Source organism: Pseudomonadales bacterium (assembly GCA_024234165.1).
Classification (GTDB): domain Bacteria; phylum Pseudomonadota; class Gammaproteobacteria; order Pseudomonadales; family UBA5518; genus UBA5518.
This window is the reverse complement of sequence record JACKOP010000005.1, coordinates 166,862-185,480: the sequence shown is the minus strand read 5'-3', so window position 1 is coordinate 185,480 and position 18,619 is coordinate 166,862. Positions and strand designations below refer to the sequence as shown.

Below are 18,619 nucleotides of genomic sequence, written 5' to 3'. Positions count from 1 at the left end.
CTTTCAGCCCGTGCTGCCTGCCTTGCGCCAGAGTGCGGGGGCGTGGTTCGTGATGCAATCCTCGGCAACGACCCAGGTACACATCTTTCGCAAGGCTTCGTTCCCATCGTGTGGATCAATTGCCGCGTCGTATTCGCGCATGAACCCGAGGGATGTGATTCGCTGTACGCCATGGAGAGCCAGGACCGTGCGAAGCTCATCGCGCACGCTTTCTGGATACACGCCTACGGTCTGTACGTCGCGCGTGACAAAGCGAAGCATGGCGTCGTAATCCTTCACGGGGACGATGTTCAGTGTCCGATACTTGAGTTCGTCGGCAAAATCCACCTGGTCGCCTTCGATCGAGACGATCACGCCTCCGCGTTTGTCACCACCGACGACGTGATAATCGTCGTCGAGCATCGCCAAAGCCGCTACTTTCGACTGAAACCCCGGGTCCATGTGAATGGCGGGGCTGCTCACCTCGTGAGGCAGTCGCTGGATTTCATCGAACACCATCTGGCCGAAACGCTTCACCTTGTCCAGGAAATCAGAGCTTCCATCGTTTATGGCGTAGGACACCCGGCAATTGGTGCACCCGTTCTGGTTGCCATTGCCGACATCGTCGGCCAGGCGCATGGCCGCTTCACTCATGCTGGCATCCGAGGCGAACGTGCCTGGTCCCAGTACGGAACGACTGATCTTCGGGTCGAAGGTCACGAGATCGATGCCGGGGCGTACGTATTTGGCGATATGCGTGACCGATGCGAAGCCGCCCCATGCGACGATGCGCTCGACATTCCTGGGGTGGTACAGGCGGGATTCGAAAGCGTCGTCGCCCCCGCGCCAGTAAACAGCACTGAATGCCTTGGTCAGAGGGTGGTCAGGAGCCATGTCGATTGCCGTGCGTGCGAGGGCAACGGCGGTGCCCAGTTCGTTCGAGGGGATCTTTACGATGGCGTAGCCGCGGATGAGAGCGTTGCGCACCAGCGTCATCATGGCGACAGATGGGCCATTGCCGGCAATCACGTGTGCCGTGGGCACCCCGAAGGCACGGATGTAGGAGATGCGTCCCGAGTCACGTTCGTGACGTTGCCAACCGTCGAGATGCTCGCGTCCTACCGTATCGATCATCCCTTCGAGAGTCGAGCGAGACAGGAATCGATCCTGAAAACTGTCCATGGCGTTCCGGACCATGTGCGGTGGCACATCGTTGAAAGCCCTGGCAAGTTCAAGAGCCCATTGCAGGTGCGGATTGGTCGCTGTCTTCAGATGCTTTCCCAGTTCCAGCAAGTAGCTGACGACCTCGTCCAACGACAGTTGGTAGAGAGGTTCCATTGCGCGGCGTGAAGGCAACAGGATTCTTGACAGGTACTTGTTCGGGTCGGGGCACGCGAAATCGGCGCCATACCGGCCGTGACAGATGACTTCGTAGTCATCGATGACCTGGCCTCGTGCAATGATGGGGATCCGGTACTTGGTCATGTCGATACCCGCGGAATTTATTGATCACGTACGGAGCAGGAAATCGGTGGCGTCTTCCAGAGCCCCGGACGTGCCGGCACAGCCGATCTTGTCGTCCTGCCTTTCGGGTACCTTGCTGATGTCTGCGTCGAGAAAGGCGCCCATGCGACCACAGTCGCAGTGTCGATCCCATGAAATGGTGACCCGGTCACTGCTGATGTAACCGCCCCACGAGGTAGTGGGCAGCAGGTCGAAGAAGGCGAACCTTCCTGTCTGCCTGCCGGTACGGGGCAGCGGCTGATTGTTCGTTTCGTCGAGAACGAACGGGATGACGGTGACCGGGACGTGGAACCTGCCTGCCGGACACTGATTCGTTGCCCAAAGACCTTCCTGCATGCCGTAGCCTACGTGAATCGAGGTTTCTGGTATGCCCAGCACCGCGGCTGCCTGCTGTTTCCAGTTGGCTGGCTCCTTGCCATCGGCGAATCCGCCTCCGCAGAAAAAAAACGAGTCGGGAGCGAAGGCCCCCGTGATGTGCTGGTCGCGCAGGCGCGTTGCCAGATCGTGGAGCATCTGCATGCTGCTGTAACAGATGATGCGGCGACCTCGGTAGTCGTTGCCCAGGCGTTGCATCAGGGCTTCCATGCGCCGTGGCTTGTCCGCATTGATGCGGGCAATTTCATCCTTGCGCGCCAGCAACTCCGGATTGATCTGCAGCGAACCCGCTTCGCCCTTCTTGCTGGCTTCGCGTATGCGACCGGCAAGGCTGAGCAGATCGGAGTCGTTGTAACCGAGCGGCGCATCGACAAGACCGGTACCGAAGGTCTGTTCGTAGAAGTCGAGGAAGCGTCCCCAGCTGCGTGCGCCGCCGCGCGCACCGGGATGTATCAGTGGCGCCTTGTCTACCCCGACCCGCAAGGCAAGGGACTCTCCGTTCCTTCCCGTCATGGATGACTGGAAGTTCCAGAGGGTGACGCGATGCATCACTCCCCACTCGTCACGGGTGCGTGGCAGGAATGCGGCCTTCCCGTCGGCGCCAGCCGAAATGAGAAGGTCGACGCCGGATTCGCTGGCCAGAACCTTTATCCAGTCTTCGATGAGAGAGCAGGACGATGCGTCGACGTTGCGCAGATCGATGGCACACAGCTTCCCGAGCCATCTGTTCAGGCGGTTGAAATCTCCGGTCTCGAGCCAGGATTGAGGATAGCTCTTGAAGGTGTCCTGGCTGTACAGCAGAGGCAGGAGGTCGTCGAAGGAGTCGATGCCGGAGACCTCGTTCTGCGTTGCCAGTTGGCGCACCATGGCAATGTGTTCGACGCCGAAGGCGAACCTGTCCTTCGCATGTCGAAGATGCATTGCGTCCAGCTCTGCCGGGTCTAGCGAAAAGACGACGTCGATCGGGTAATCAAGGAAATTCGCGGGGTTTTCGAGAAACCGCGTTTTATAGGCGCGAGCGGTTTGCGGATCGACTTGCGTAGCCATGATTGTCGCTTCAACTCCAGGGCCGCGTGACAGGAAACGAGCTTTGGTATGCCGATGTATCCGATCCGTTACGCTGCGTCAGCGGGTGAACATGTTGTGCATGACCCCTGATGGGGTGACTTGACGCTATCAGGTTGCGACCATACCATGTATTGATATAGCAATAAAGTTTTCTATAGATGTAAGCGTGAGATGCTTGCAACCATTTCTCAGGCTTGATCAAGGAGCATGCGAGCGTGACAGAGTACGACATCCCCCTGATTGTTCGCGGCGAGGTCATACGCGATCACATGGTGCCTTTCCAGGGCCGGCGAGGTGGCGTGTCCTTCCGGACGCCTGATGTAAAGCGGTTCATCGACCGGATCGTCTTGCGCAATCCGGCCGAGATGGAGGACATGTACCGGCTGTCCGTCGCGGATGTCCTCGACTATCTCGAAGAACTCGGGGCGCGGCTCCGGCTGGACACGAATGCGCATCTTCGTCAGGCCATGGAGATGTATCTTGCAGCCAACGTCCAGTCCAGGGAGATCCTGGCTCAGATGTACAACGGACTGAGCGTTGCCTTCAATCGAGCCTCCATAGAGGAGGCGATCGACAAGATGATGGGCATCGAATGCCTCGATGGCTGGGAGAGCCGCCAGTTTGCCGATCGGGAAGTCCAGGTGCGCGCATTCGGCGCTCGGACGGTGCACCTCAACCCGGGCAACTCCCCTGCAGCCGCTGCCTTCGGTCTGATGCACGGATCCATCCTGCGGTGCGACAACATCGTCAAGTTCCCATCCAACGACCCGTTCACTGCGACGGCCCTGGGCTTGACCATGATCGAGATGGCGCCCACGCATCCGATTACCAGGCACTACACGGTGGGCTACTGGAAAGGAGGGGATGCGGGTGTCGAGGAGCATCTGTACACGCCACGCAACATCGAGAAGATCCTGGCCTGGGGCGGTCCGAGCTCGATGCGCCAGGTCCGCAAGTACCTCGTGCCGGGGCTGGATCTCATCGCGCTCGATCCCAAGGTCAGCGGTTCGATGATCGGCAGCGAGGCTTTCGAGTCGCAGGAGTCCATGAATTATGTTGCGGAACAGATCGCCAAGGACGTAGGCCTGTTGAACCAGGCTGCATGTCTCAATGCCCGGGTGGTCTATGTCGAAAGTGGCGTGGATGCGGTGGGGGTGGAGCGGCTAGAGCGCTTGGGTGCGCTCGTGCATGCGGCGATCCAGGCGCTGCCATCCCAGTTCAGTTCCTGCAGCCCCGATTTTCCCGCTCAACTCCGCGCTGATATCGATGGGATACGCCATGACGCCCGTTACGGTGTCATCGGTGTCGAGCAATCCGAGGGCGGTGTCGTCATTTCACGACGAAGCGAACCGGTTCCGTTCAAGGACGAATTGAATGGCCGGGTCGTCAACCTGGTGCCGGTGAACAGGATCGAGGATGCCCTCCAGTGGGTGACCATCGATACCCAGACCATCGGCGTCTATCCGGAATCCCTCAAGGAACGAATCCGTGACCGATGTGCCCTGCAGGGTGCGCAGCGTCTTACCACGCTGGGCTGCGCGACGTATGAGGCCGAGGGCTATCCGCATGATGGCATCGAGCTGTTTCGTCGCATGGTGCGCTGGGTGGTCATCGAGAATTTCGAGCGCGAGGTAGTGGAACGTGGTGCCAGCTTTGCCCATTCGCAACCGTGATGACATGCGGAGCAAAGCTGGATTTGACTCCTTGAGACGCAGCAGACCGGGAGCGAGGACGCAGGCATGAATGACGGAGAAACGACCGTAGAGATGAGTTGTGCCGATGCCGTGTGGAGCATGCTTCGCGAAGAGGGCGTCGATCGCGTTTTCGGTGTTTGCGGCATCACGAACGTACCGCTGTTGCACGCATTGAGACGAGCGCCTGACATGACCTTCGTGCATGCCACGCACGAATCTGCTGCGCTGGGTATGGCAGACGGCTATTCGCGGGCAACCGGAAGGCTCGCCGTCGTAGTCGTGCATTCGACCGGCGGCCTGTCGAACACGATGGGAAACCTGCACAATGCTTACGCCGCCGGAAGCCGGATTCTCGTCATCGTCGGACAGACGGATGCCTCGCTCGACTGGAACGAGCGTTACATGGATGTCGACGTGCGCCCCATGGTGAGCCAGGTCACCAAGGCACGCTGGCGCGTGACGCGCGCAAACGACGTGGCGGTGGCCGTGAATCGGGCAATCAAGGAAGCGTGCACCGCGCCAACAGGTCCGGTTGTGCTCTCCATCCCGCACGGAGTGCAATGCCAGGTCGTGGCGCACCAGTCATTTCCTGCGCATGGTCGGCGCGTAACAATGGATACCGGCCTGTCCGCCGGGTCACTGGAGCATGTGGCCGGGCTGCTGGCCTCCGCAAGAAATCCGGTGATAGTTGCCGGTCACGCCGTGGCTGATACGGATGCGGTGTCCGAGCTGGTCGCATTGGCCGAAGTGTTGGCTGCGCCTGTGTACACGGGCAATGAAACCAAACTGATCTTCCCCAGTGATCATCCCCTGTATCGTGGGCTGCTCTTCCAGCAGAGCCATGCCATTCGCCGTGTGGCGACATCTGCCGATGTCTTGCTGGAAATCGGTAGCGATGTATTCAAGTTTGACGACCAGGCAGATTCGCCGGTCGTGCCGCCGGCAACGCGTGTCATCCAGATCGATCTCGATGCCTGTGCACTTGCCAGGTTTTGTCCGACGGAAGTCGCCTTGCTCGCGAATCCGAAGCTCGCACTGGCCCAGTTGCGCAAAGCCGTCGAGCCGCTGCTTGACAAGGCAAGGCATGTCGAGCGAATGGCGCAGTTGAGGGAAGAGCATCAGCAGCGAAAGGACTTTGTCGAGAGCTGCCTGAATGCCGATCCGGGATTGGTGCCCGTCCATTGGGGCGCAGCGTTCAGGGAGATCGCTGCCGCGCTGCCCGGGAATGCTGCTGTGGTCGACGAGTTGGCATCGTTCTACGGACAATTGCCCAAGGTGATCGGATTTCGTGAGCCAGGCAGTTACTTCACCTGCGTCGATTCCCTGGGATGGGGCGTGCCGGCTGCACTTGGAGTCGCCATGGGGCGTCCCGACCAGGCGATCGTCGCGTTGCTTGGCGATGGTGGTGCCATGTTTTGCATCCAGGCCCTGTGGAGCGCCGCCAGGTACCAGGTACCGATTGTGTTCGTGGTCTTCAACAATGGTGGTTTCGGCTCGATGAGAGGCCTCTTCGGCTACTACGGGCAGGCGGTCGGCGCCCCGATGGATGGAGCCGATTGTGCCGTGTACGACATTGGCGAGCTGAGCTTTGCCGCGCTGGCCGAGGGCTTCGGGCTGATTGCCAGGCGCATCAGCGACGCAGCGGCGATCAAGCCGGCGCTGGAGGAGATGATCGGCTTGCGCAAGCCCACGCTCATCGAACTCATGGTCAGTCCCGAAGGCGCCGGACTGAACGAAATGACGGCTGCCTTCTTCGCTTGAGATGAATACCTCTTCCGTCCCACCAGGAGACAAGGCAGCGTTCTTTTACGGCTGGGTCATCGTTCTGGCCGCCGCGCTCATCTATGCCATCGCTCTGTGGCCAACCATCTGTTTCGGCGTGTTCGTGAAGCCGCTGGCCCAGCAATTCGGCTGGCTTCGCAGCGAGGTAACGGGTGCATTCGGCCTGTTCATGATGATCGTGGGTGCCATGTCCATCGTGGCGGGATTTGCGGTTGATCGCTTCGGTCCACGTGTCACCAGCCTGGCTGGGGGCTTGTTGCTTGGCCTCGGTCTTTTTTGTGCGGCCAAGGTAGAGAATCTGCGACAGTTCTACCTTGCCTACAGCATCCTGGGTGGGCTGGGCGTTGCCTTCCTGATTGTGCCGTTGATGGCCACGATCCCGCGCTGGTTCGTACAGCGCCGTGGTCTTGCGCTTGGCCTCGTTTTTTCCGCCGGAGGCCTGGGAGGCATGATCCTTTCGCCGCTGACGCAGCATTGGATAACAGCATACGGTTGGCGCGAAACTTTCGAGATCGCCGGGTTGGGTGCGGCCTGTGTGATCCTGGCCATGGGGCTCCTGATGAAGAAGGATCCCTCAGAGATGGGGCTGCAAGCCTTCGGCGAAGAGGCCATGCTGTCTGGCGAACAGGCTGTCGGCGCCACATCCGTTCACGCAGCGCATGTGGCTGCGAGCGGCGCTCGAAACCACACGGTCAAGCAGGCGTTGTGCAGTCCGGCGTTCTGGATCTACAACCTGTCGGTGATCCTGATGTTCTCCGGCATCATGATGGCCCAGATTCATATGGTCCCCTATGCAACGGACGTCGGAATTGCCGAATCCGTCGCTGCGCTGGCCCTCGGTGTTGCAGCTGCATCCAATGCACTTGGCCGCCTTGTCATGGGGGCTGCCTCTGATCGGATCGGGACGAGGCGTGCGCTGACTTACAGCATGCTGTTGGCTTCGCTGGCGCTTTTCATCTTGCCCGCCATAAGTCACGCATGGATGCTGTATCTTTTTGCGGTCATGTTCGGATTTGCCTACGGAGGGGTCATCCCGCAAAATCCACGCATCATAGGTGGGCTGTTCGGAACACGGTTTCTCGGTGGAATCATGGGCATCGCTGCGGTTTTTACCGTGCTGGGCCCGGCGCTTGGTCCGCTGCTGGGCGCATTCGTCTACGATCGACTGGGCAGTTACCAGATCGCATTTCTTGTTGGCGGTACATTGGTATTGCTGGCAATCGGTCTTGTGCTGCTGCTGGATCTGCCTGCTCCGCTCCGTGTACATGGGAAGTGAAGAAGCATGGCTAGACCTGCGCTATCGGCAACACGCGCAATCGATATACTCAATTTCATTGCGAATCAGCCCGGTCATGAATTCACTCTCTCGGAGCTGGTGCAGCGGCTTGAAGTGAATATCGCGTCGTGCCATGCGATCCTGAATACGTTGACGGAAAGCGGGTATCTCGTAAGGCATCCGACCCACAAGACCTACTCGCTGGGGCCGGCACTGGTTGCCACCGGCCAGGCCGCGCTGGAGCGGCATCCGGCCATTGGCATAGCCAGAGAGGAAGCGGCCAAGCTCTCGGCAGAAAACAATCTCGATGCGATGGTGACAGCACGCATGGGAAAGGACATGGTGGGGTTGGCGCGATATGGTCGTTACCGTTCCACTGCGCCAAGCATGGGCGTGGGCCAGCATGTTCCATTGATCCCGCCCCTGGGAGCCTTGTTCATGGCGTGGTCGAGTAACGACAAGATCGAGCAATGGTTGAAGAAACTTCCTCACAAGGTGACCAAGGCCGAACGAGCCAGGTACGATGAACTCCTCTCCGTCATCAGGAAGGACGGCTACGCTGTCTATCTTGAAACCGCCTTGCCGATCCAGCTCGGAGAAGCCGTGCGAGAGGTGTCGTTTTCAATGTCCTCGCCCAGCGACAGGGAGCGCCTGACCAGTCTCATCGACAAACTCGGCATTGAAGACCACTACCTCCTGTACCCGAAGAGCGGAAGCCGTTATCCGGTGCGGATGTTGTCGGCACCGATTTTCAATCCACATGGCGAAGTGAGTTACGTGATCTATCTGACCGGTTTCGGAGATTCGCTGGGAACCGAAGAAATTCAGGGTTATGCACGAAAACTGGTGGCGACCTGCCGTTCCGTCACCATGCAAAGCAACGGCAAGTGGATGAACTAGTCGTGTGCCCCCTGCCAGCTCGGCGTTTTCTTGCCGAACGGTAGTTCCAAGATGATTGTGTCGTCGGCCGGGTGGATCTGCCGGTGCAGTCTCGTCAAATCGATAAACATGAAAAATATATTGTCATTGCAATAGTCTGCTAAGCTGCGCTTTGCACCCGGATCGTTCTTGTTTGCCTGTCGAGGCGGCGGGGATTGTCAGAGCCAGGAAATCGGTCTCCGGCGTTCGAGAAAAGAGGTTTGAGACATCGATGCATAACAGAACAGGCCCCCTGCTCCCGTACCGTGGCCTCGATCTCAGCGGCCAGACCGGGATGTTTTGCGGACGGCTTCTGGCTGATCTCGGGGCCGATATCATCAAGGTCGAACCGCCGGCGGGCGATATCGTGCGTCAATCGGCGCCTTTGGTGCAGGACACCCGGGCTCTTGAAAAGAGCCTCCTGTGGTATTCGCTCAATGCGGGAAAAAGAAGCATCACCCTCGATATCGAGTCGCCGTCCGGACGTGAAGAACTGAAGCAACTGGTTGCAACAGCCGACTTTTTCATTGAATCGTATCCAGTCGGGTATCTCGACGGCCTGGGGCTCGGATACGAGGCCTTGAGCGAGCTGAACCCCGGCCTCATCTTCGTCTCGATCACGCCGTTCGGGCAGACGGGACCTTTCCGCGACCTGCATGCCTCGGACCTGGTTCTCTGGGCGCTGGGCGGAATCATGAACCAGTGCGGATACATGGACCGTGCGCCCTTGCGCATGGGGGTCGACCAGGTCTGGCTCCAGGCCGGACTGCATGGAGCGGTCGGTACCTTGCTGGCCCTGCAGGCGAGAAACCGGATCGACGAAGGACAGCATGTCGACGTATCGGCGCATGAAGCGGTGATGCGACTGGGCATGGCATCGCCTTCATGGTGGTACCACACCCGGATGGTTACCGAGCGCAGCGGAAACCGCCAGCGGTTTTCACCCAAGGTTGCGCCGTTGGTGGTCTGGCCCTGCCTGGACGGTGAAGTGATGTTCAGCGTCTACGGCGGCGTGCTGGGCCGGCTGGTCAAGCGGCTCGTTGACTGGATGGACGAAAAGGGTGATGCAGGGCATCTGGTGGACATCGACTGGAGCCGACTCGACGTTCTCAAGATCACGCCGGAGGAACTGGAAGGTATCGAAGCAGCCTTTCTGGCCTTCTTTGCGAAACACAGCAAGCAGGAACTTGCAGACGAGGCGCTGAGAAGGCGCTTTGCATTGGCTCCGGTCAACAGCATTGCGGACATTGCCCGGGATCCACAACTGATATCCAGGAATTTCCTGCTTGATGTCGGGTATCCCGCACTCGGTCGCAGCCTGCTCCACCCGGGGGCGCCGTTCAAGCTTGGTGCGACCCCGTGCGCTGTGCCGAAGGCTGCCCCTCGAGCTGGAGAGCACTCGGCCGAGATTCGCCTTGAAATCGCTTCGATGCCACGTCGTGCTGACGCTGGAAACGCACGAACTCGATTGCCTGGCGATGCGGCATCGGGAGCAAGGATCCACGCTGCGCTGGCAGGCCTGAAGGTGCTGGATTTCTCCAGGATTCTTGCCGGCCCGTTGAGCACGACGTACCTGGCAGATTTCGGCGCGGATGTCATCAAGGTCGAGAGCCTTGCAGCAATCGATAACCTGCGAACCGTAGGGCCGTACAAGAACAACGTGAGTACGGCGGACGGCGGTTACTTTGCCATCGCGATGAACAGCAGCAAACGGGCGATGAATCTTGACCTGTCGAAGGAGGAAGGACGGGAGATCGCCAGGAAACTTGTGAGCTGGGCGGATGTCGTTGCCGAGAATTTCAGCGTGGGTGTCATGAAGAGCTTCGGGCTCGATTACGAAGAACTGCGCAAGATCAACCCATCGATCATCATGATCAGCTCCAGCAGCTTCGGGCAAACCGGACCACTGGCAGAGATGATCGGTTTCGGTGTCGAGCAGCAGGCGCGCGGGGGGTTTACCTACCTCACGGGTTGGCCCGATCGCATCTCGGTACCACCACACAACGCCTACTCCGATGCAACAGCGCCCTGGTTCAGCACCTTGGCGATTCTTTCTGCGCTTGATCACCGTGAGAGGACCGGCGAGGGGCAGTACATCGATCTGTCGCAGCACGAAGTGGCAACGACGCTGCTTGCCCTGCCGTTGCTCGAATACTCGGCAAATGGTTGCGTCAGGGGCAAGCAGGGAAATCGTTCACCCGATGCCGCACCACATGGCGTGTATGCGTGCCGCGGCGAAAATCGCTGGTGCGCCATTGCCGTATTGACCGACCGGCAATGGGATGCGTTGAAACGCGTGATGGGGAACCCCGAGTGGGTTCGCCATGCCCGATACGATTCGTTGACAGGAAGGAAGGAAAACGAGGATGAGCTGGATGGGCAAATCTCTCGGTGGACCGTGGGGCATGCGGCCGAAGAGTTGATGCAGTTGTTGCAGGATGCCGGCATTCCGGCCGGCGTCGTCAAGAACGACCGTGACATCGTCGAATCTGATCCGCACGTCAGGGAGAGAGGGTTCTACTCCGTACTGGACAAGCCGGGCTATGGCAACAGCCTGTATTTCGGTTGGCCGCTGAAGTTGTCGCGCACCCCCGTCACTCAGATCTACGGACCATCGTTCGGAGAACACACGGAACAGATCTGCCGAGAGATCCTGAACATGGATGACCAGGAATTCGTGCGTCTGTTGAGCGATGGGGTGTTGAGGTGAGTCCTGGTCCGGTAGCCCGGCCGTAGCAGTCGCTGCCGGCTGGGCTAGAATGGGCGGCATCGAGCCGCACCATTCAGCCCATGAACGGAAATCCGCTCGCATCAGCGCACACACCGCCCGCAGGCCTGCTGCTGCGCAGCGTGCTGCGTGTCGTGGGCCAGCTCGGCGGCGATGTGGACGAGATCCTGCGCCGGGCAGGCATCCTTGATCTGAAAGCATGCAGCAGCCTGCACGTTTCCCATGCGCAGTTCGTGGCGGTCTACGGTGAATGCCTGAACCGGCTCGAGCGCAACGAAGCGCGCCGCGTCGGCCGTCATCCGATGGGGCCGTCCGAGTTTCGCATGATGTGCTACTGCATGATCAGCAGCGCGACGCTCGGCCAGGCCATCGAACGTGCAATCGACTTCTATGCCCTGTTCGACGGTGGAGCCGGCGCGCTGTCGTTGCGTACCGAGCGTTCGACTGCGGAGTTCTGCCTGCATACCGCCTACATACCCGGCGATGAGCACATGATCTTCGGCGTCTTCACGGGGTTGTCGAGCTTTGCACGGCTGGGCGGCTGGTTGGTGGGCAAGGATCTGGAGCCGCTTGCGGTGAAGGTCTGCTACGGTCCGGTGCTGGACCAGCAGCTCGTATCGTGGCTGCTGCCGTGGGACATCGAGTACGGCGCGCAAGACAACACGTTCAGCTTTCCCGCGCGCTATCTGGCGTTGCCGGTGGTGCGCAGTGCTGCCGAGCTCGACGAACTGCTGCGCACGGCGTTTCCGTTCGACCTCGGCGCCGGGCGCTCGAGCGTTGCGCCCGCTTCCGCGTGGGTGCGCAAGCTGCTCGCCACGGCACTGGCGCAGGGGAACCGGCCGCCCGATGCCAACTGGATCGCCCGCCAGTTGGGTTTGAGCAGTGCGACGCTGAAGCGCCGACTGAACGAGGAAGGCACCACGCTCAGGCAACTGAAGGAGCGCTGCCGGCACGAGCTCGCGCTCGACCTGCTGCGGGATCGTTCGTTGCCGCTCGGTGAGATCGCTGCCCGGCTGGGTTTCAGCGACACCGTCACCTTTTCGCGCGCCTTCAAATCCTGGACCGGATGCGTGCCGTCGGCGATGCGTCGCGGCACGAGCGGCTCCGGCGTATGAGCGACCACGCGCGTGCCACGGGAGGCGCCGATGGAGTCTGACCGAGCGGTTCACGCAAACGGCCGTACGCTGCCTGGCTACCGGATCGAGACGATGGACTGTGCGGCGGAGGAGTCCGAAATCCGGCTTGCCGTCGCGGGAGTGGACGGGCTGAGGGCGCTGCATTTCGACCTCGGCCAGCGCACGCTGCGCATCGATGCGGATGCTGCTGCGCTGCCGACCATCCTCGCGCTGATACGCAAGGCCGGCTTCGATCCGCAGGCGCTGTCCGGATCTGCCGGCACGGTGGCTGCCACCGACGCAGGACCGAGCCGCGAGAAGTTGCGGCTCGTGCTGGCAGTGCTGCTGGCCGGATGCGCCGAAGCCGTCGTGTTGCTGGTGCCCGCGGGTGGCGTCGCGCGCGTGCTGACGCTGGCGCTCGCGGTCAGTGCCATCGCGCTGTCGGGCTTCTCGACGTATCGCAAGGGCGTCAGCGCGCTGTTGCGCGGGCGGCTGAACATCAACGCGCTGATGTCGGTTGCGGTAAGCGGGGCGCTGCTGATCGGTGAGTGGCCGGAGGCGGCGATGGTGATGGCGCTCTACGCGATCGCGGAGCTGATCGAGGCGCGGGCCGTCGATCGTGCGCGCAATGCGATCAAGGGTCTGCTCGATCTTGCGCCCGAGACCGCTGAGTCGAAGCAGGCGGACGGTAGCTGGATGAGCGTTGCGGCCGCACAGGTGCCGGTCGACGCGGTGGTGCGTGTCAGGCCGGGTGCGCGTATCCCGCTCGATGGTGTCGTGCTCGCGGGCAACGCCAGCGTGAACCAGGCGCCGGTCACCGGCGAGAGCCTGCCGGTCGACAAGGCGCCAGGCGACGATGTGTTCGCCGGCACGATCAACGAAACTGGCACGCTCGAGCTGCGGGTGACCGCCGCAAGCGGCAACACCCTGCTCGCGCGCATCATCCACGCGGTCGAGCAGGCGCAGGGCGCGCGTGCGCCTACCCAGCAGTTCGTCGACCGCTTTGCGGCGGTCTACACGCCGCTGGTGTTCGCCTTCGCGGTGCTCGTCGCCGTGCTGACGCCGTGGCTGGTCGGCTGGAGCTGGATGCTGGCGCTCTACAAGGCGCTGGTGCTGCTGGTCATCGCCTGCCCGTGCGCGCTGGTGATCGCGACACCGGTCACCATCGTCAGCGGCCTGGCCGCGGCTGCGCGCCGCGGCGTGCTCGTGAAGGGCGGCGTGTATCTGGAAAGCGCGCATCGCATTCGTGCCGTTGCGCTCGACAAGACCGGCACGATCACCGAAGGCCGCCCGCGCCTGGTCGCGAGCGAGTACCTGCCGTCGCCGTTTCCCGAGCCCACCGTGATGTACTGGGCACGCGTCCTTGCCGGGCATTCCGACCACCCGGTGTCGCGTGCGATCGCTGCGGACACGCAGGCCGGCAACGGTGAGCTGAGCGGCTTCACGGCGCTTGCCGGGCGCGGGATCGAAGCGCAGACCGACGGACAGCGACTCGTGCTCGGCAACCACCGCCTGATCGAGGAGCGCGGGCTGTGCGGCGCGGCCATCGAGGCACGACTGGCCGAGCACGAACGCCAGGGCAGGACGGTGACGATGCTGGCATCGCGGACGCAGGTGCTCGCGATCTTCGCGGTCGCCGATCGCATCAAGCAAAGCTCGCGCACCGCGCTGGCCGAGCTGCACGCGCTCGGCGTGCGCAGCTTCATGCTGAGCGGTGACAACGAGACCACGGCGCGCACCATCGCCGCCGAGGCGGGCATCGACGACGTGCGCGCCAACCTGCTGCCTACCGACAAGCTGGCCGCGATCCGCGCGATGCAGCAGTCCTTCGGCGTGGTCGCGATGGCTGGCGACGGCATCAACGACGCCCCGGCGCTCGCGCAGGCCGATATCGGTATCGCGATGGGCGCAGCCGGTACGGATACCGCGATGGAAGCAGCGGACATCGTGATCATGAACGACGACCTGCGCCGCATCCCGGAAATGATCCGCCTGTCCCGCCGTGCCCGCGTGGTCCTGTGGCAGAACATCGCGCTCGCGCTCGGGATCAAGCTGGTGTTCCTGCTGCTTGCAGTGTTCGGCAGCGCGACGATGTGGATGGCGGTATTCGCCGACATGGGCGCCAGCCTGATTGTCGTGTTCAACGGGCTGCGCCTGTTGCGCGGTGTGGCCCTCGGCGCGGATCAGTCGATCGCTTCGTAGACCGGGTCGCTGCGGTCGCGCCGGCCCGTGCGCATGCCCGGCGGGATCGGCCACCACGCCGATTCGTCGTCACGGCGTACCCACTCGGTGGTGCATACGCGGCGTGCGATGCGCCATACCCCGTCGGCGCGTTTCTCGAAGCGGTCGATGTAGCGAAAGCCGACCAGCAGATTGTGCTCGGGCGGACCGCCGCTGCGGCGGTGGTGCGCGACGCCGTAGCTTTCGGCGCGCGCCGTGCGCTGGCCGTTCCCGTGGGGCGGGCCGAGTTCGACCAGAAGATTGCCGATGAAATGCATCGTCATCTCGTAGCGCGCCGCGACGCGAAAGGCCCAGCTCATGAACTCGTCCACGCTGCCGCAAAAGCTGCCGTGCTCGTCGGTGGCGTCGTCGTGATAGCAGCTCCTGACCAGCTCACGGTCGAGGCGGTCGATGCCGCGACAGTAGCGCAACACCACCTTGCGGATCGCCTGCTCGTCGAGCAGGTCCCTCAGTGCGTCTTCGCTGGTGTTCATCTGGCCCGCGCGCTCCGACCGTGTAGGCTGCTGCTGCGTTGCGTGAACCCGTCTCAGCCCTGGTTCGCCTTCGGGCTGAGGGCAAACACCGGGAACGGCCGGTCCGTGCGCTGCTGGAATACTTCCCACAGCGGCATCGTCTTCACCAGCGTCGGCCAGATCACCGCGCGTTCCGCGTCATCGAGCTGGTGAACATCGGCCTCCCAGCGTTGGTCCTTCACCTGCACCCACGCCTGCGGCGTGTGCTTCAGGTTCCTCGCCCACACCGGGTCGGTCCCGATACCGGCAAGCGAGCCGACCACGTAGTACTTCCGGTCCAGCAGCAGGAAGTTCAGCGCCGTGATCGCCTGCTTGCCACTCTGGTGGCCGATCGTCGTGATCAGCAGGCACGGGAGCGGTGCGAGCTCCTGGTGGTAACCGTCCTCGCCGTTGGTCGCCAGGTAGGTCGCGACGTGCGCCCGCGCGTCGGCGCGGATGCGCTCCAGTGACCCGACCTTCTCCAGCGTCGCCTGCCAGTCGGGGGCGCTGATCCAGTCAGGCTTCACGAGTTCACTCAGGGGCTTTTCATGACTCATGGCGTCTTCTCCGGGCAAATGTGTCGTGTATGCAGATCGCTTGTACGGCCGGCTCAGTTTGCCACGTCGCCGGCGGAAATGACGCCCTCGCAGCCGCTGCCGCCGTCGGGGCGCGGGCCGAGCAGCAGCGGCGCCATATGCCATAGATAGCTGACGAAGGCTCCGCCCCAGGCGAGACCGGCAAGACCGAACAAAAAGCCGGTCGGTGCGCCGGGCAGCACGGTGGCCGCACGTGCGAGCGCACCGAGGCCGATCAGCCAGGCGCCGATCGGTACCCACGAGCGCTCATCGAGCGGGTAGCCACAGTGCTGGCGGCCAGCGATGCACAGCACGGCATGGATCGCGAGCCCCATTGCGCCGAGCGCGGCAAGGTGGCGCCCGGCGCTGAAGTAGTTGCCGTCCAGAATGATCGCGCAGCCCATCAGCGCGTAGCCCGCAGCCATGAAGAGGTAGATGGCGTAGAGCATCAGCGGCCAGCGGCGCCACAGCGCCCGTCCCACATGCCAGTCGTTCAGCAGGTTGAACAGGGCTGCCGCGCTCGCGAGCGCGAGCCAGCCGCCGATGCGCGCCTCGGGTACGAGCAGCCCGACCGCCGTGTGCAGGCCGATGCAGACGATCGCGAGGTTGCGCCGTGGCGGACGCGCGCGGTATTCGTCGCCGGCTTCCGTGTTGCCGGCCCGCTCCTCGATCGCGGCGTTGACGATGCGCATCGAGATGCGGCTGAGCGCAACGACGATCAGGATCATCAGCACGCCGAGCGTCGCGTGCAGCCAACGCAACGGATCGGTGCCGGCAACCGCTGCGGCGTAGAAGCCGGTGACACAGCCGATCAGCGCAGCGATCGACCACGCGAACGACAGATGGCGCCGGCCCGGATCGCGCCACAGGCGCGCCAGCAGCAGGAGGCCGAGGTAGCCCAGCAAGCCGAGGTGAGCGCTCGCTGCCAGCAACAGTGCAGGCAGGCCAAGCAGTCCGCTGCTCCAGAAGCCGACGCGACCGAGCAGCCACAGCACGACGAGGCGCTGCACGGCGCGGCGGCTGAAATCGGGCGTAGCCGTGAATTCGGGGATCGCCGTCAAGGCAAAGCCGGTGACGGCCGCAAGTGCCACGCCGAAGATCAACTCGTGCGCATGCCAGACGAAGGGGCCACCCGCCACTGCCGGCAGCGGCAGGCCGAACAGCAGGAAGCCCAGCCACAGCGCGATGAAGAGCGGAATGCCGGCGGCTGCCAGCAGGAAGAACGGGCGAAAGCCGCACAGCCATAGCGGATGATCCTGCAGCAACCCCGCCTTCACGTGCACACCACCCCGGAGCGGGTGCCGGCAACGGTGGCTTGCGGGGCGGCTTCGAGACCGAAACACGCGCGCACCACCTGCGACTGCAGCAGTTCCGCCGTGGTGCGGTGGACGAAGGCGTCGTCGCGTGCGAGCGCCGGGGTATCGATTCCGATGCGCTCGGCGATCCGCCCCGGATCGCTCGCCATCACGAGCACGCTGTCGGCCAGGCGCACTGCTTCCATCAGGTCGTGCGTGATCATCAGCACCGCCAGGTTGCGTCGCGCCTGGTGGTCGAGCAGCAGACGGTGCAACTGTGCCTTCAGGCCTATGTCGAGCGCCGAGAAGGGTTCGTCCATCAGGAGCAGGTCCGGTTCCAGCACCAGCGCACGCGCCAGTGCGGCGCGGCTCTGCATGCCGCCGGAGAGCGCGTGCGGAAACTGGCCGAGCGCCTCGGCGTCGAGTCCGACCGCCCGCCCCATCGCCAGCGCACGGCTGCTGCACTCGGCGCGCGCCAGTCCTGCTGCCTTCAGGCCGAGCGCGATGTTGTCGCGGGTCGTTTTCCACGGCAGCAGGCGCGGCTGCTGGAACATCACCGCCGGGTTGCGAAAGCCGCTGCTGATCGTACCGGTGCGCAGGGTCAGCAGCCCGGCCGCGAGGTGCAGCAGCGTGGTCTTGCCGCAACCGGAGGGGCCGACCAGCGCGAGCACGCGCCCCGCCGGCAGTTGCAGGTCGACGTTCTCGATGACCTTGCGGATCGCGTAGGCGTGCGCCACGCCGCTCAGGCGCAGTTCAGGCAGGTTCATGCGGCACTTCGCGCCAACGTTCGACTTCGCGCTTGATTGGCTCGAGCACCAGGTACTCGACCGCGAGCAGCAGCCCGACGACCGCGCCCACCCAGGCCAGCGTCGCGGCGGTGTCGAGCTGGGCGCGACTCACCGCCAGTGCCGCGCCCACACCGTCGTTCGACGACAGCAGTTCGGCCATCACGACGACCTTCCACGCCGTGCCGAGCGCGGTGATCCACGCCGGAAACAGGTACGACACCACGTGCGGCAGGTACAGATCGAGGATCTTCATGCGAAGCGGTAGCCGGAACACCAGCGCCATGTCCCGGAGATGCAGGTCGAGCGTGCGTGCTCCCTGCAGGGCGCCGACGAAGACGATCGGAAAGCAGGCGATGAAGACCGTGAACACCGGCGTGCCGTCGCCGGTGCCGAACCACAGCATCGCCAGCACCAGCCAGGCGATCGGCGGGGTGCCGAGCAGCACGGTGACCAGCGGGCGCGCCATCATCGATGCGGTCATCGAGACCCCGGCCGCAAGCCCGAGCAGGCTGCCGGTGCTGACCGCGAGCGCCAGTCCACTCAGCGCACGGCGCGTGGTAACGGCGATTTCCGGCCACGCAGTGCCGTTTTTCGTGAGCTCGACGAGGGTCACGAAGGTGGTCGCAGGGTCGGGCAGGATCAGCGGACCGTAGACCGCGCTGCCCGCTTCCCACGCCGCGACCAGCAGCAGCAGGCTGGCGACGGCGCCCCAGCCGCTCCAGACGTAGGCGGGCAGGCCGGCGAGCCAGGCTCGGAGCAGGCTCATCGGA

At 62.9% G+C, this 18,619-nt stretch carries 14 protein-coding genes; 7 read left to right on the top strand and 7 right to left on the bottom strand.

Annotated elements, in window-relative coordinates:
* Nucleotides 1–3: 3 nt before the first annotated feature.
* Both H7A12_15880 and H7A12_15875 read right to left on the bottom strand, forming a co-directional pair.
* The gene (locus H7A12_15880; GenBank protein ID MCP5322261.1) at nucleotides 4–1,464 is read right to left on the bottom strand and encodes a long-chain-fatty-acyl-CoA reductase; all 1,461 of its coding nucleotides are present in this window, start codon (nucleotides 1,462–1,464) and stop codon (nucleotides 4–6) included.
* A gap of 24 nt (nucleotides 1,465–1,488) precedes the next feature.
* Nucleotides 1,489–2,925, bottom strand: coding sequence for a hypothetical protein (locus H7A12_15875; protein ID MCP5322260.1), 1,437 nt, complete (start codon nucleotides 2,923–2,925; stop codon nucleotides 1,489–1,491).
* Between the two features lie 236 nt (nucleotides 2,926–3,161).
* Here H7A12_15875 and H7A12_15870 point away from each other — a divergent pair, with 236 nt between their 5' ends.
* The 7 genes from H7A12_15870 (at nucleotide 3,162) to H7A12_15840 (ending at nucleotide 14,661) form a co-directional block, all read left to right on the top strand.
* Entirely contained in the window at nucleotides 3,162–4,619 is a 1,458-nt protein-coding gene (locus tag H7A12_15870) for a long-chain-fatty-acyl-CoA reductase (GenBank protein ID MCP5322259.1), read from the top strand.
* Nucleotides 4,620–4,685: 66 nt separating this feature from the next.
* Nucleotides 4,686–6,401 (top strand): thiamine pyrophosphate-binding protein, encoded by a 1,716-nt coding sequence (locus tag H7A12_15865; GenBank protein MCP5322258.1) that lies wholly within the window; start codon nucleotides 4,686–4,688, stop codon nucleotides 6,399–6,401.
* A 1-nt stretch (nucleotide 6,402) separates the two neighbouring features.
* The gene (locus H7A12_15860; GenBank protein ID MCP5322257.1) at nucleotides 6,403–7,698 is read left to right on the top strand and encodes an MFS transporter; all 1,296 of its coding nucleotides are present in this window, start codon (nucleotides 6,403–6,405) and stop codon (nucleotides 7,696–7,698) included.
* Nucleotides 7,699–7,704: 6 nt separating this feature from the next.
* Nucleotides 7,705–8,598, top strand: coding sequence for a helix-turn-helix domain-containing protein (locus H7A12_15855; GenBank protein MCP5322256.1), 894 nt, complete (start codon nucleotides 7,705–7,707; stop codon nucleotides 8,596–8,598).
* Between the two features lie 250 nt (nucleotides 8,599–8,848).
* Nucleotides 8,849–11,326, top strand: coding sequence for a CoA transferase (locus H7A12_15850; protein MCP5322255.1), 2,478 nt, complete (start codon nucleotides 8,849–8,851; stop codon nucleotides 11,324–11,326).
* Between the two features lie 80 nt (nucleotides 11,327–11,406).
* On the top strand, nucleotides 11,407–12,459 hold the full coding sequence (locus H7A12_15845) for an AraC family transcriptional regulator ligand-binding domain-containing protein (protein MCP5322254.1): 1,053 nt from the start codon (nucleotides 11,407–11,409) through the stop codon (nucleotides 12,457–12,459).
* 30 nt (nucleotides 12,460–12,489) lie between these two features.
* Nucleotides 12,490–14,661 (top strand): cation-translocating P-type ATPase, encoded by a 2,172-nt coding sequence (locus H7A12_15840; GenBank protein ID MCP5322253.1) that lies wholly within the window; start codon nucleotides 12,490–12,492, stop codon nucleotides 14,659–14,661.
* Here the strand turns inward: H7A12_15840 and H7A12_15835 are convergent.
* The 5 genes from H7A12_15835 to H7A12_15815 are packed head-to-tail and all read right to left on the bottom strand — an operon-like array spanning nucleotide 14,643 to nucleotide 18,615.
* Entirely contained in the window at nucleotides 14,643–15,173 is a 531-nt protein-coding gene (locus H7A12_15835) for a nuclear transport factor 2 family protein (protein ID MCP5322252.1), read from the bottom strand. The genes H7A12_15840 and H7A12_15835 overlap by 19 nt on opposite strands.
* A gap of 53 nt (nucleotides 15,174–15,226) precedes the next feature.
* Nucleotides 15,227–15,748, bottom strand: coding sequence for a nitroreductase family deazaflavin-dependent oxidoreductase (locus tag H7A12_15830; protein ID MCP5322251.1), 522 nt, complete (start codon nucleotides 15,746–15,748; stop codon nucleotides 15,227–15,229).
* 53 nt (nucleotides 15,749–15,801) lie between these two features.
* Nucleotides 15,802–17,049, bottom strand: a complete 1,248-nt coding sequence (locus tag H7A12_15825; protein MCP5322250.1) for an NnrS family protein — start codon at nucleotides 17,047–17,049, stop codon at nucleotides 15,802–15,804.
* A complete protein-coding gene (locus tag H7A12_15820; GenBank protein MCP5322249.1) occupies nucleotides 17,040–17,822 on the bottom strand; it encodes an ATP-binding cassette domain-containing protein in 783 nt (260 codons plus the stop codon). Before H7A12_15820 ends, H7A12_15825 begins: the two co-directional genes overlap by 10 nt.
* A complete protein-coding gene (locus H7A12_15815; GenBank protein MCP5322248.1) occupies nucleotides 17,815–18,615 on the bottom strand; it encodes an ABC transporter permease subunit in 801 nt (266 codons plus the stop codon). Before H7A12_15815 ends, H7A12_15820 begins: the two co-directional genes overlap by 8 nt.
* Nucleotides 18,616–18,619: the final 4 nt, after the last annotated feature.